This window comes from Xenorhabdus eapokensis (assembly GCF_001908105.1).
Window position 1 is genome coordinate 60417 of record NZ_MKGQ01000003.1, and the last position, 14565, is coordinate 74981.

13 protein-coding genes are annotated in these 14565 nt (G+C 42.7%); 7 read left to right on the plus strand and 6 right to left on the minus strand.

Going from position 1 to position 14565, the window contains the following annotated elements:
* The first annotated feature begins 106 nt into the window (after window positions 1–106).
* Together Xedl_RS38440 and sanA are read left to right on the plus strand one after the other, a co-directional pair.
* Window positions 107–1804, plus strand: a complete 1698-nt coding sequence (locus Xedl_RS38440; protein ID WP_074022457.1) for an NAD-dependent malic enzyme — start codon at window positions 107–109, stop codon at window positions 1802–1804.
* 211 nt (window positions 1805–2015) lie between these two features.
* Window positions 2016–2738, plus strand: a complete 723-nt coding sequence (gene sanA / locus Xedl_RS38435) for an outer membrane permeability protein SanA (protein ID WP_074022456.1) — start codon at window positions 2016–2018, stop codon at window positions 2736–2738.
* Window positions 2739–2887: 149 nt separating this feature from the next.
* Here sanA and yeiB read toward each other — a convergent pair whose 3' ends face one another.
* From yeiB to Xedl_RS38420, 3 genes are all read right to left on the minus strand, one after another.
* A complete protein-coding gene (gene yeiB, locus Xedl_RS38430; RefSeq protein WP_074022455.1) occupies window positions 2888–4045 on the minus strand; it encodes a DUF418 domain-containing protein YeiB in 1158 nt (385 codons plus the stop codon).
* A 15-nt stretch (window positions 4046–4060) separates the two neighbouring features.
* Window positions 4061–4729, minus strand: a complete 669-nt coding sequence (gene folE, locus Xedl_RS38425) for a GTP cyclohydrolase I FolE (protein WP_074022454.1) — start codon at window positions 4727–4729, stop codon at window positions 4061–4063.
* A gap of 175 nt (window positions 4730–4904) precedes the next feature.
* Window positions 4905–6089, minus strand: a complete 1185-nt coding sequence (locus tag Xedl_RS38420; RefSeq protein ID WP_074022453.1) for a YbfB/YjiJ family MFS transporter — start codon at window positions 6087–6089, stop codon at window positions 4905–4907.
* A 210-nt stretch (window positions 6090–6299) separates the two neighbouring features.
* Here Xedl_RS38420 and moeA point away from each other — a divergent pair, with 210 nt between their 5' ends.
* A complete protein-coding gene (moeA, locus tag Xedl_RS38415; protein WP_074022452.1) occupies window positions 6300–7553 on the plus strand; it encodes a molybdopterin molybdotransferase MoeA in 1254 nt (417 codons plus the stop codon).
* A gap of 32 nt (window positions 7554–7585) precedes the next feature.
* Window positions 7586–8341, plus strand: coding sequence for a molybdopterin-synthase adenylyltransferase MoeB (moeB, locus tag Xedl_RS38410; RefSeq protein ID WP_074022451.1), 756 nt, complete (start codon window positions 7586–7588; stop codon window positions 8339–8341).
* Between the two features lie 81 nt (window positions 8342–8422).
* Here the strand turns inward: moeB and Xedl_RS38405 are convergent, their stop codons facing one another.
* The gene (locus Xedl_RS38405) at window positions 8423–10018 is read right to left on the minus strand and encodes an ABC-F family ATPase (RefSeq protein ID WP_074022450.1); all 1596 of its coding nucleotides are present in this window, start codon (window positions 10016–10018) and stop codon (window positions 8423–8425) included.
* Between the two features lie 264 nt (window positions 10019–10282).
* Here Xedl_RS38405 and Xedl_RS38400 point away from each other — a divergent pair, with 264 nt between their 5' ends.
* A complete protein-coding gene (locus tag Xedl_RS38400; RefSeq protein ID WP_074022449.1) occupies window positions 10283–11278 on the plus strand; it encodes a Gfo/Idh/MocA family protein in 996 nt (331 codons plus the stop codon).
* Between the two features lie 101 nt (window positions 11279–11379).
* Here the strand turns inward: Xedl_RS38400 and Xedl_RS38395 are convergent, their stop codons facing one another.
* A complete protein-coding gene (locus Xedl_RS38395) occupies window positions 11380–11844 on the minus strand; it encodes a GNAT family N-acetyltransferase (RefSeq protein ID WP_074022448.1) in 465 nt (154 codons plus the stop codon).
* Window positions 11845–12079: 235 nt separating this feature from the next.
* Between Xedl_RS38395 and rhtA the strand changes: the two genes are divergently transcribed.
* Both rhtA and Xedl_RS38385 read left to right on the plus strand, forming a co-directional pair.
* Window positions 12080–12970: a threonine/homoserine exporter RhtA gene (gene rhtA / locus Xedl_RS38390; protein ID WP_074022447.1), complete on the plus strand. Its 891-nt coding sequence runs from the start codon at window positions 12080–12082 to the stop codon at window positions 12968–12970.
* 265 nt (window positions 12971–13235) lie between these two features.
* A complete protein-coding gene (locus Xedl_RS38385; RefSeq protein ID WP_074022446.1) occupies window positions 13236–13460 on the plus strand; it encodes an alkylphosphonate utilization protein in 225 nt (74 codons plus the stop codon).
* Window positions 13461–13565: 105 nt separating this feature from the next.
* On the opposite strand, the gene Xedl_RS38380 is transcribed toward Xedl_RS38385, so the two are convergent.
* A complete protein-coding gene (locus Xedl_RS38380) occupies window positions 13566–13919 on the minus strand; it encodes a cupin domain-containing protein (protein ID WP_083600258.1) in 354 nt (117 codons plus the stop codon).
* Window positions 13920–14565: the final 646 nt, after the last annotated feature.

A 14565-nucleotide genomic window follows, 5' to 3' on the forward strand; every position in this document is an offset into this window, starting at 1 on the left:
TTGCTCATGATAATCATATCTAAGTAACATTTACTGTACTTATTGTTTTTATCTTCTTAGGATCGGTAGCCGATTTTGTTATTGATAAGTTCAAAGAGTAAGCATCATGGAACTGGAACACGAAAGTAAACGTCCTCTCTATATTCCCTACGCTGGCCCCATCTTGTTGGAATTTCCTCTGCTGAATAAAGGCAGTGCCTTTACAGAAGAAGAACGTAGTAATTTCAACTTGCATGGCTTATTGCCGCAGGCGGTTGAAACAATAGAAGAGCAGGCAGAACGCGCCTACCGTCAATATGTCGATTTCAAAAATGATATTGATAGACACATTTATTTAAGGAATATTCAAGACACCAACGAAACGCTGTTCTATCGTCTCCTTGATGCCCACTTAAGCGAAATGATGCCTATTATCTACACGCCAACCGTTGGTGCTGCGTGTGAACACTTTTCTGACATTTACCGTCGTGCTCGTGGTCTGTTTATCTCCTACCCAAATCGGGCTTACATTGATGACATGCTGCAAAATGCTACCAAGCAGAATGTAAAAGTTATCGTTGTTACCGACGGTGAACGCATCCTTGGTCTGGGTGATCAGGGCATCGGGGGCATGGGGATCCCTATCGGTAAACTGTCACTGTATACCTCCTGTGGCGGGATCAGCCCTGCTTATACCCTGCCTGTGGTTCTGGATGTAGGGACAAATAACCCACAGCGCCTCAATGACCCACTGTATATGGGCTGGCGCCATCCACGTATTACTGGCAAAGAGTATGATGAATTTGTGGATGAATTTATTCAAGCAGTAAAACGTCGCTGGCCTAACGTACTGCTGCAATTTGAAGATTTTGCCCAAAACAACGCCATGCCACTGTTGAACCGCTACCGCGATGAGCTTTGCTGCTTCAATGATGATATCCAGGGCACCGCCGCCGTTGCCTTGGGTAGCCTGATTGCCGCCAGCCGTGCGGCAGGTCGCCAATTGAAAGATCAAACCGTGGCATTCCTTGGGGCTGGCTCTGCTGGCTGCGGTATTGCAGAGCAGATCATTGCTCAAATGAAATCGGAAGGATTGAGTGATGAACAGGCTCGTGCCCGCGTGTTTATGGTTGACCGCTTTGGCCTCTTGACTGACAAGCTGCCAAACTTGCTGGATTTCCAAAGTGCATTGGTACAGAAAAGCGCTGCCTTACAATCGTGGGATGCTACCAGCGATTCTCTCTCATTGATGGATGTGGTTCGCAATGCCAAACCGACAGTCCTGATTGGGGTTTCTGGTCAATCGGGTCTGTTCACCGAAGAGATCATCCGTGAAATGCACAAACATTGTGAACGTCCAGTCGTGATGCCTCTTTCCAACCCGACATCACGTGTGGAAGCTCGTCCAGAAGACATCATCAACTGGACGGAAGGCAAGGCATTGGTTGCGACAGGAAGCCCGTTTGCTCCAGTAAAATATGACGGTCAGGAATATCCAATCGCACAATGTAACAACTCCTATATCTTCCCAGGGATCGGTTTAGGCGTTATCGCCGCCGGCGCTAAACGTGTTACCGATGATATGTTGATGGCTGCCAGCCGCGCATTAGCGGATTGTTCACCACTGGCACAAATAGGCTCTGGCCCATTGTTGCCACTGATTGATGATATCCAGGATGTTTCCCGCAAAATAGCCAAAGAAGTGGCGAAAAAAGCCCAAATTCAAGGCGTAGCGATTGTTACATCGGAAGATGCATTGGATGAAGCGATTGAACGCAATTTCTGGAAACCAGAATATCGCATCTATAAACGCACTTCATTTTGATAATATGGGTAATAAGCCTGCCAGTTATATTGGCAGGCTTGAAAAATAACCCAATAATCATCCAGCCAGATAAATCATAAATAATTGCTTTATATTTTTTAAATTGAATCCGTTTAGTTCCGATATGATCCCCCAAAACTTGCTTCAATATTTCAAGTCAAGTAGCCTTTAAGGCATTGACTCATCAGCACATATAAGGCAAACAAACATCATGTGGAAGCGCCTGATTACTGGTCTCATTTTTATCATTGCTGTCCTTATATTGGCAGCCATTATGCTTGACCGTTGGGTTAGCTGGAAAACCGCTCCTTACATTTTTGATGATGTCAGGCAACTGCCTGAGCGAGAAGTCGGTATGGTACTCGGCACATCCAAATATTATAAAACCGGTAAATATAACCAATATTATTTCTATCGGATCCAAGGAGCGGTTAATGCTTACAACAGCGGTAAAGTCAAATACCTGCTATTGAGTGGGGATAACGCCCAGCATAGTTATAATGAGCCAATTACCATGCGGAAGGATTTGATCAAAGCAGGAATTCCAGCCAGTAACATTGTGATGGATTTTGCCGGTTTCAGAACATTAGACTCGGTTGTCAGAACCCGCAAGGTATTTGATACCAACGATTTTACTATCATCACTCAGCGCTTTCATTGCGAACGGGCCCTGTTTATCGCTATGCATTTTGGTATAGAAGCGCAATGTTATGTAGTTCCCTCCCCCAAGAATATGATGACCATCCGTCTGAGGGAAGTATTAGCGCGTCTCGGTGCCTTGACTGATCTCTATATTTTAAACCGTGAACCTCGATTTTTAGGCCCATTAATGCCGATCCCTGTCCCACATACTGTACCAACAGGAATTCACGGTTACCCTGCGGTATCACCAGAAGAGTTACAAGAATTAGAAAGGAAGCCGCAAAGGAAATAAAAATGGATAAAAAATCAGAGCAACCTATTTAATCAGCTTCTTGCCCTCGATCTTTCAAGTTGCAGTTTACCGACAAAACTAAAACTGCAACCTGAAATCTGTTAACCTGTTAAAATCCGTCAGAGGTAAAATGGATGGCAACGCTTTTGCTAAACTTTACCTGCCAACTTTACTGTTAAACTGCGCCAGAGCTTTTCCATCGGCCCCTGGGAATAACGTTTCAACCACCAGCAAGCAAACCAGATATTCAATGCCCAGATAAAGGGAATAAATGCTATTAACTCCAAACGGCTAAACTGCCCAAATAACTCAAAGCGATAAAAAAGTGTGGTACAAACCAGTGTTTGCAACAAGTAGCTACTCAGTGCCATTTTCCCGACCTGCCGGAGCCAAAACGTGAGTTTCCAACGGGAAATAGCAGGCCAAAACCCATAGAACAGTGCGATATAAGCCAATGCCAACAAGGGTGTTGCCAATTCAGTGATGGTATAACGGACAGTCCAGGATGCAAAATAACTGTAGGGATATAAATATTGTATCGACAAGGCAATAACCTGAATCGTCAAACCAACGGGGATCAGGCATAATGCTAATCGGCGGTAATGCTTACGGCTGAATTCCCCTTTTAACCAACCATTACGCAGCAACATAGCACCACAAAGCATGACACCCATTATTTGCCAGCCATATTGCACAATCACCACAATCATCGCGCCGCTTATCTGACGAATCCGGTACTCTATGGCTAATAATCCACCATACATTTTCCAGTCGCTTTCATAAGAAATATCTTCCGGTGTAGGCTGCCAAAATGAATTATTTTCCGCTAAGGGAAAAAGCCCCAGAAGGTAAAACATCATGACGCCAAATAAATAGAAAGTTACCGCTGTACCAAACAATTTTTGACGATTATGGATAAAACGCCATGCCAATAAGCCAACAACGCCATATGACAACAAAATGTCGCCATCCCATAGCAAAACACCATGCAATAAACCAATAACAGCCAAAACCAGTAACCTGGGGATATTCCAATCACGCCCCCGCTGCCGAAGCAATTCGAGTGATGCTCCGAACAACAGCGTCAAAATGAACAAAAACTTTCCCTGAGTAAAGGTGTTCAATACAGACCATGTCATCACGTCAGAGAACGAGACTGAATTTTTATAAAACAGATTCATATAGGCTGCATATGGCAAGGCAAAACTGGAAATGTTCAGCAGCAATATTCCCAAAATGGCAAAACCGCGCACGCTATCAAGTATCTCAATTCTCTGGCACATTACCCCATTACAACTGTGTTTCATAGTAATAGAAATTCATCATGATAAGTGCAAATGACGCACAGCACGCAGGAATTCCTGTCGTGTATTCTGGCTGGTTTTAAATAATCCACCCAGCGAAGTCGTCGTTGTGGTACTGGTCGCATCGCGAATACCACGCGCTTTCACGCAATAATGGACAGCATCGATGGAAACAGCGACATTATTTGTGCCAAGCAGGGTTTGTAGTGCAATCAAAATCTGCTGTGTTAAACGCTCCTGCACTTGCGGGCGCTGGGCAAAAAACTGGACAATGCGGTTAATCTTTGACAAGCCAATGACTTTATCTTTCGGAATATAAGCAACCGTGGCTTTGCCATCAATAGTGACAAAGTGGTGTTCACAGGTGCTGGTCATTGTAATATCACGCACTGTCACCATTTCATCCACTTTCATTTTATTTTCTATCAGCGTAATTTTCGGGAAATTGTTATAATCTAACCCTGAGAAAATCTCATCCACATACATTTTCGCGATACGACCCGGCGTATCTGCCAAACTGTCATCACTCAAATCAAGATTTAACAACTTCATAATTTCTGTCATATGTTCCTCAATGCGTGCTTTACGCACTTCTGGCGCCAAGGTGGGTCCACGCAATGGGGTTTCAAGGCCACGTTCAACCAGTGCCGAATGCACCAGCGCAGCTTCTGTACTTAGGGATGACATCAGTTTCTCCAAGGTAAATATTTCCGTTACTTGACGGGAAATCGGGACACTTATTTTACGCAGATATCAGCGAATGTAATACCATACAATATCTATTTTATTTATCTTGTTCTGCGCCTATATCGTATACACGAATAGGCGCAGAACTATACCTGTACATCATCAATGCACCAAATCAGGATGGTTCACGATGAGTATTGGTGCGATAAAATACCAGCAATCCGGCAATGAGCAACCCAATAAATGCGATATACAGTGCAGGCTCCAATTTGCCTGTCAGCCATGTCGAAGTAGCTGATAACATGGGCCCTACCAATTGCCCCAGCGCATAACCCGTGGTCAGTAATCCCGCCATATATCGAGCATGATCGGGAGCCAATTCACGGCCATACTGCAAAGCAAGCTGCACTACACACATAAATCCACCACCTATCAGCAATGCCCCAATCATCAAACCACCAATATCCGGTAATATTTCCGCAATTAAAATACCCAGTGCCTGAAGCCATAACGTGACCGCCAGACGGATTTGAGATGTTGCTACATGACGCAGCAAAATTCCCAGCATGATACCAATGACCGAAGCACCACCAAATATTGGCCAGACAAACTGGGCAAACAAGCTATCAGGAAAACGCTCTGTCGCCATTTGGGAAAGAAACGTCGCAGGCAAAATATAGCCAAACCCAGCCAAACTATAACACCACACCAATCGCTTGATTTCTGGTGTCATACTCAGTGTTTGGATCGCCGTCTGCGGACGGTGTAATTCACCGCTGCGAGGCAGATAACGACTGACATAAATACTGAATAACAGCGCCAGAACGCCATATAATATCCACGCACTGGCGGCGCTCATCTGCCAGGATTGAATCCCAATTGCTAGCATGCCACTAATAAAGATCCCCACACCCGTCCCTGAAAAAACGGCGGCACTCAATCCTGGACGATTTAATTTTGCTAATTCATCATTTGACCATGCGGCTACCAATACCAACGTCCAGCCACTTGCCCAGCCGATAAAAAAGCGGGCAATACTGTGCAATATGGGTCCATCCAACAATGCGGAAAGCAGGGTGATAATGACGGCTCCCCATAAACCGCTCCACAAACGATATTCCACAAAACGTTGCGCTCGCATGGCATCATAAGAACCCGCCAGATAGCCGAGGTAATTGAATGCTGCAACTATTCCCACACTCGTTAATGTGAGTTGGGACTCAGCGATCATCAATGGAACTTGTGGGGTAAAAGTGAAGCGTCCTATTCCCATTGCAACAACCAAAGCGAAAAAACCGCTTAATGCAATCTGAAAAGATTGATAGTTACGACTACCAGATGCAACAGTTTGATTTTTCATAGTGATTAAATAGTAATAAAATTAATTGATTTGGTGGGTATTATTCAGTTATAACAAACCATGAATATAATATACATCTTTTATTAACAACCCCTTCCTCTGTGATAGTCGCCATTACCTGTCATTCCCCATCAATGCAATCTTTGCCATAATGCATTCAATATAAGCATAAACACTTGTCCGCAATTTGCGGCGTATAGGGAGTTTCTTATGGATCACTGTCATGCCTCAGACTTAATCTCACTTGATCAAGCACTCGAAAAATTACTGACCCACACCATTCCCCTCACCGCTACCCCACTCATCACGACAGAAACCATTAGCCTGACCGAGTCTACGGGCAGAATTACCGCCACTGATATCATTTCCCCGATCAACGTACCCTCGTTTGATAACTCAGCAATGGATGGTTATGCTATTCGCCTTGCAGATCTTAGCGAAAACCAAACCTTGCCAATGGCAGGAAAAGCGCTGGCGGGTATGCCATTTCAGCAGGAATGGCCGGCGGGCAGTTGCATTCGTATTATGACCGGTGCTCCCATTCCTGCAGGCGCAGATGCCGTTGTTATGCAAGAACAAACGGAAGTTACCGAAACAGGAATTCGCTTCACTCATCCGGTAAAACCGAAGCAAAACATTCGCTCCATCGGTGAAGACATCCACCAAAATACGGTGGTATTAGCAAAAGGGATTAAACTCTCCACAGCACAATTACCGCTAATTGCTTCACTAGGCATTGCAACGGTTGATGTTGTCCGCAAACTGAAAGTTGCCATTTTTTCTACCGGCGACGAATTACAAGCCATCGGTGAACCCTTACAGGCAGGTCAAATTTACGATACCAACCGATTTGCTATTCGCCTGATGTTGGAAAAAATGGGTTGTGACATCATCGATCTTGGCGTAATCCGCGATGATCCCGATGCATTGCGTCAGGCCTTTATCGAAGCAGATAAACGAGCTGATTTAGTGATCAGCAGCGGTGGCGTTTCTGTTGGTGAAGCGGATTACACCAAGCAAATCTTAGAAGAAGCAGGAAAAATCAGTTTTTGGAAACTCGCCATTAAACCGGGTAAGCCTTTCGCCTTTGGCAAATTGGAAAATGCCTGGTTCTGCGGCTTACCCGGCAATCCGGTGTCTGCCGTACTCACCTTCTACCAATTAGTACAACCATTGATTGCCCATCTATCGGGTTTTACCGCATGGCAACCGCCTATGCGTCTCACAGCCAAGACAACAACCCCCTTGAAAAAATCCCCTGGCAGACTGGATTTCCAACGCGGTATTGCTTCACTGAATGAATATGGTGAATTAGAGGTACAAACTACGGGTCATCAAGGCTCGCATATCTTTAGTTCATACAGTCTCGGCAACTGTTTTATTGTGTTGGAACGGGAACGTGGACATGTTGCTGCGGGTGAAACCGTGCAAATTGAATTTTTCAACTATTTACTGAAAAATTAATCACTGAAAAACCAATAATAAGATACCGAAAAATGACAGTCGAACTTACTGATGAAGAAACTTTGCGTTATAACCGACAGATTATCTTGCGTGGTTTCGATTTCGACGGGCAGGAAACATTAAAATCAGCCAAGGTGTTAATAGTGGGTGCGGGGGGACTGGGTTGTGCAGCTTCCCAATATCTTGCAGCGGCGGGTATTGGGACAATTAGCCTGCTGGATTTTGATACGGTCTCCCTTTCCAATCTGCAACGGCAGATCCTGCATCGCGATGAACGCATTGGTATGGCAAAAGTGCATTCTGCGGCGCTGACCCTGCGGGAGATCAATCCACACATCACCATCAACCCCATTGAAGGGTTACTGGATGATCCGGCATTAGATGAGCTAATCAGCCAACACAAAATTGTGCTCGACTGTACAGATAATATTGCCATTCGTGAACAGCTCAATCGCTTGTGTTATGGACGTAAAATAACATTGGTATCGGGTGCTGCGATCCGCATGGAAGGCCAGCTTTCTGTCTTTACTTACCAACCGAAAGAGCCTTGTTATCGTTGCCTGAGCCGCTTGTTTGGTGAAAACAGTCTGACTTGTGTTGAAGCCGGTGTCATGGCGCCATTAGTAGGCACTATCGGCGCCTTGCTGGCAATGGAAACCATTAAACTATTAACCCAATACGGGCAAACCTGTCGTGGTAAAGTATTACTTTTCGATGCAATGACCATGCAATTTCGCCAAATGACATTGCGGAAAGATCCCTTGTGTGAAATTTGCCAGTCGCAATGAATATGTCGTTGGAAACTTATTCTGATAAAGAAACATCCAGCCAAATCTGGCTGGATGTTTCTCTTCCAATACAAATCCGGCTTACCCGACAATACCCTGACTTTTCAGATACTCATCATAAGTACCTTTGAAATCAATAACGTTATCGGATTTAATTTCCAGAACACGGCTAGCCAGTGAGCTAACAAATGCACGGTCATGAGAAACGAAAATCAACGTGCCCTGATAAAGTTCCAGCGCAAGGTTCAAAGATTCGATAGACTCCATATCCAGGTGGTTAGTTGGTTCATCCATAACCAGAATGTTAGGCTTCTGCATCATCAGCTTGCCAAACAGCATCCGGCCTTGCTCACCACCGGAAAGTACACCGACTTTCTTCTTGATATCATCCTGCCCAAACAACAAACGGCCGAGAATACTGCGGACTGCCTGCTCATCATCGCCTTCGCGCTTCCATTGGCTCATCCACTCAAATACGGTCATATCACAGTTAAAATCACTGGCATGATCCTGCGCATAATAGCCAATTGTGCTATTTTCAGACCACTTAATTGTGCCGCTATTTGGCGTTTCTTCACCCACTAAGGTCTTCAGGAGTGTTGTTTTACCGATACCGTTTTCACCGATTACCGCCATCTTTTCGCCGACTTCCATCAGCAGATTCAGGTTCTTGAACAGTGCCCCGTTATCGTAACCCTTGGTCAAGCCCTCCAATTCCAGTGCGTTACGGAACAGTTTTTTCTCTTGCTCAAAACGGATATAAGGATTCTGACGGCTGGAAGCTTTCACTTCTTCCAACTGGATCTTATCAATCTGACGGGCACGGGAAGTTGCCTGTTTAGATTTGGATGCATTCGCACTGAAACGGCTAACGAATGATTGCAATTCAGCAATCTGAGCCTTTTTCTTGGCATTATCAGCCAGCAGACGTTCACGAGCTTGCGTTGCGGCAATCATATACTCATCATAATTGCCTGGGAACAAACGCAGTTCGCCATAGTCCAAATCAGCCATATGGGTACATACCGTATTCAGAAAATGACGGTCATGGGAAATGATGATCATCGTGCTGTTACGTTCGTTGAGCACTTCCTCCAACCAGCGGATAGTATCAATATCCAGGTTGTTGGTTGGCTCATCGAGCAGCAAGACGTCAGGATCGGAAAACAGGGCTTGTGCCAGCAATACACGCAATTTCCAGCCCGGAGCCACTGCACTCATTAAGCCATAATGTTGCTCAACAGGAATACCAACCCCCAGCAACAATTCGCCGGCACGCGCTTCTGCACTGTAACCATCCATCTCACCATAAGCGACTTCCAGATCGGCGACACGGTAGCCATCTTCTTCGCTCATTTCTGTCATCGCATAAATGCGGTCACGCTCTTGTTTGACTTCCCATAGCTCCGAGTGCCCCATGATGACAGTATCCAACACGGTATATTCTTCGAAAGCAAACTGATCCTGACGCAATTTACCCAGACGCTCATTAGGATCAAGGCTGACATTACCAGAAGTTGGCGTTAAATCTCTGCCCAGGATTTTCATGAAAGTGGATTTGCCTGCGCCATTCGCCCCAATCAAACCATAGCGGTTACCGTTGCCGAATTTGACAGAAATATTTTCAAACAGTGGCTTACTGCCAAACTGCATAGTGATGTTGTTTGTACTTAACACAACTGTTGCTCTTATAAGTGAATAAAAAGGGAGATGATAAAACCGATAGCCGCGCATTATGCCACAACAGAAAAAAAGTATCGCCAGAATGCGTTACTCACTGTTAAAGTCAGGGCAACACCTCAAATAACATACTGAATATTCATTATTTTTCATGAAAAATCTAACCTATTACACTGTGAAATATAGAACAAAAAAAGGCACTGTTATAAACTTCACTCTGAATTTTACAACTCAACAATTCGATATACCGGAAAGAATACAATGCAAAAAGTAAGATGGGGTATTATAGGTTGTGGTAATGTAACAGAAGTAAAAAGTGGCCCTGCTTTTTATAAGTTAGAGAATTCAGAATTAGTTGCCGTCATGCGGCGCAATGCGAATTTAGCCAAAGATTTTGCCGAACGGCACAATATTCGAAAATGGTACTCGGATGCCGAATCTTTAATTAATGATCCGGAAGTTGATGCCGTTTATATTGCTACCCCACCTTCTACCCATAAGAAATACACTATTTTAGCAGCACAGGCCGGTAAAAGTGTTTATGTCGAAAAGCCGATGGCATTAACATTTGAAGAATGTAACGAAATGATTGCCATCTGCCAATTTCAAAAAGTTTCCCTGTTCGTCGCTTATTATCGCAGAGCATTACCGAGATTTATTAAAATAAAAGCGTTAATTGATTCTGGCGCAATTGGTACACCACGAATTGTCAATTGCATGCAATTCCGGGAAATGTCCTCTATCTATCAAGATCCTGATAACTTACCCTGGTTTGTTAAACCCGAAATAGCTGGTGGTGGCTTATTTGTTGATTTAGCTTGCCATACACTCGATATATTGGATTTTCTGCTGGGCAAAATTATCTCAGTCAAAGGACACGCCCATTCACAGGCAAAAGCCTATCCCGCCGAAGACTGTGTTTCCATGTCATTTGTGTTCGAGAATCATGTTCAGGGAGTTGGCATTTGGAATTTTGTCGCCAGTTCTCGCGAGGATAAAGTCGAAATTATCGGTACAAAAGGCAAAATAGTTTTTGCCACATTTGGTGATTCCCCCATTTCACACTATGACGAAAATAACCAACTACACCAATACCATTTCGACAACCCCAAACATATCCAAATGCCATTCATTCAGACGGTTATTAATAACATACAGGGTAATGGTAGTTGCCCATCCACAGGTGAATCTGCCGCTCGCACCAGTTGGGTTATTGATGAAGTATTAAAAGAGTATCGGGAGCGGCAAGTTGTATAAATTTTTAAACTTCCTTAATTTATGCAGGGTAAATTGGCTACTTTAACGATTACAATAACCATCAAAGTATCGCTTTGATGGTTTTAATATATTATTCCTGATCACAAGGTAAGCGCCATCGTTCTGCTGGTTTCTTGATACCCTTCCCTGATATAAAAACGTATCGCATCAACATTCTGAGATAATACGCTCAGTTCAAGGTGTGAATAATGGTTTTCTTGCGCCCACTTTTTCATACCAGCCAGTAATTTCTGGCCAATTCCAAGATTTCTGGCATCCTGACTCACCATTAAGTCAAAAACATAACCATAAGTTCTCGGAACCAGGCAATTAAAGGGAGCCGTCGTTTGCTCTTGAGCAATAGCAAAACCTTTAATGCTGCCATTCTCATCTTCTGCAACTAATAAATGAAATTTATCGTTATTGATATTGGAAGCAATAAAATCTCTTTCTTGTTCAGCCACTTGCATTCTATCCGGCTGCAACGCCGCCATTTCACTGAACAATACACGATAAAGAGATAAAATAGACTCAATATCCTGCATAGTAGCCGTTTTTATTATCATTATATTCTCTCGATTATTTTTAATGAGTCAGTATGAATTTCCACCAACAGGATAATATAATTATTAAAACGATCAAGTCCCCTCACTGAATACCTCCAATGTGCCAAAATCCCCCGACGAAGCCACAACACTCTCTATTAACAAACATGCAACTGATAATACTGTTGAGTTATATCTGTTTCACTGCGAAGATGGCATCTCTTAAATAACACGTTGTAACTGAGGTTTTTTTAAAATGTCTCTTTCCAAACATCGGGCAGCTTCTTTTCCACTGCTTCCTGTGATTTTATTGTTACTGTCAATGACATCAATCCAAGCCGGAGCCTCACTGGCTAAAACATTATTTCCTGTCATTGGTGCGCCTGGTGTCACCGCTCTGAGACTTGCATTAGGAACGATTATTCTATTTCTGATTTTTAAACCGTGGCGACTGAAATTTCAGCGTTCTTCATTACTCCCTCTTTTCGCCTATGGCATTTCCCTGGGAGCAATGAACTATCTGTTTTATCTGTCCTTATCCCGAATTCCACTCGGCATTGCCGTTGCGCTTGAGTTTACCGGACCTTTAGCGGTAGCCATGTTTTCTTCCCGCCGTCCTCTGGATTTTCTCTGGATTGCCATGGTCATTGCCGGATTAAGCTTCCTGCTGCCAATCGGGAATAGCGTCAATACCCTCGATCCTATAGGTATTGTGTACGCACTGGGAGCCGGTGTTTTTTGGGCACTTTATATTATTTTTGGGCAACGTGCTGGGGCGGGCTATGGTGCTGCGACGGTCTCTATCGGTTCACTCATTGCTGCCTTTATCTTTTTCCCAATTGGATTAATACAGACTGGGACTGAACTCCTGTTCGATACTTCTCTGCTGCCTATTGCCCTGGGGATCGCTATTTTATCCACCGCATTTCCTTACACTCTGGAGATGATTGCCCTTACTCGCCTGCCGGCCAAAACATTTGGGACATTAATGAGCCTTGAGCCTGCATTGGGAGCATTATCAGGCATCATCTTCCTTAATGAGCACTTGACAAAAATTCAATGGATTGCTCTCTTTTGCATTATTTGTGCTTCTATAGGCTCCACCTCAACTATTAAGCGGAAAACTAAAATAGAAAAAGTAGAATAATGACTTTAAAAATACTGATATGATCCCGTGATCTTGATAAATTTCTATGATTTATCGAAACAAATATTGAGCAATAAAATAAAAATATTATTCCTCATTAAGTTAGGGCCGCATCCGTGGCCTTTTTCCATCAACAACAGATATTGATGGAAAAAACATTAAAAAAAGAAGTTATAACCTTAAAAATCCCGCAAACCTTTAAAAAGATCATTTTTCTCTCTATAATCCCTGTTTGATTCAAAAATAAACATGAGGATTCTATAAGATGGATATCGAAGTCAAAGATTCTAACGGCGCATTACTGAACGATGGTGATTCAGTTCAGGTTATCAAGGATTTGAAAGTCAAAGGGACTTCCAAGACACTGAAACGCGGCACGCTGATCAAAAACATCCGCCTGACCCACCGCGAAGATGAAATTGAATGCAATGCCGATAAAATTAAGGGATTAGTCCTGAAAACCTGTTTCCTGAAAAAAATAGATAAATAACAGTTACAATCCTATTCTTGCTTAAAGGATAAATAATATTAACTTTTATATTATTTATCCTTGAGAAGGAAGAGCTAATCAGCCCGCCCTTGCCTCCAACTCAAATCACGCGTGACACTTCTGATCTGAATTCGCGACTATATAGGGTTCTATTAATAGCAGCTTGGTTAATGTCTTGGACGAAGGTTTACTTTCTTCCCCTTTAGGTACTACAAAAAACTCACCTTGCTTTATTATTACGTGATCATTTTTAAAATCTATACGAAGTTCACCTTCAATAACCATAAATACCTTGTCTTCATCTTCATGTGTGTGCCATATAAAATCACCTTCAGCGAGCAATATAATTATCTTATATTCGTTTGTTTGAGCTATCACCTTCGGTGACCAAATTTCTTCTATTAAATCAAATTCTTGTTTTAAATTATTAATTTTTCTCAATGCGGCAATATGGCTCATGTTATATCCTTTTCCTTTAACTAGTTTTTGGTTTAAATTTTAAACAATTGCCCATTCCATGAAATTATAGTCTTCCCGTTTTTTATAGTGACATACTGGTAAAAAAATTTAAACATTCAGTTTATCTGGCACCGAGAGTAGTATCCCCATCATTAAAATTGAATAGTATTACTCATATTAAATCAGGCGACTAATTATTACCTCTGCTAATTAAATTTTCTCGCTAAAAAAATAACAATATCACTTATAAAATCAATCCATTAAATAAATAATTCATAAATCAAGCCTTAGAAAAACACTAAATAGATTGGAATTTCAACCAAGAGAATTTATGATAAATATGTTTTTATTCTGATACAGAGTAAAGACATTGAAAATATTAAAATTTATATAGAGGTTACAAGATGAAGACTTCACTTACTCTATGCACAGCTATTCTGCTATTAATATCCTGGAATACATTTGCAACAGAAGCAAAATTGAATGATAAATCTGAAAAATGCCAAGAACGCGCACGTACTATATGTGCCAAGCATATTAAACATCATAAAAAATACCAATTTTGCCTTAAAGAGGTATATAGCGAATGTATGCACCAGATATAACTTAAACTATATTGAAGAACAGTGTTCTCAATAGGTTGTAA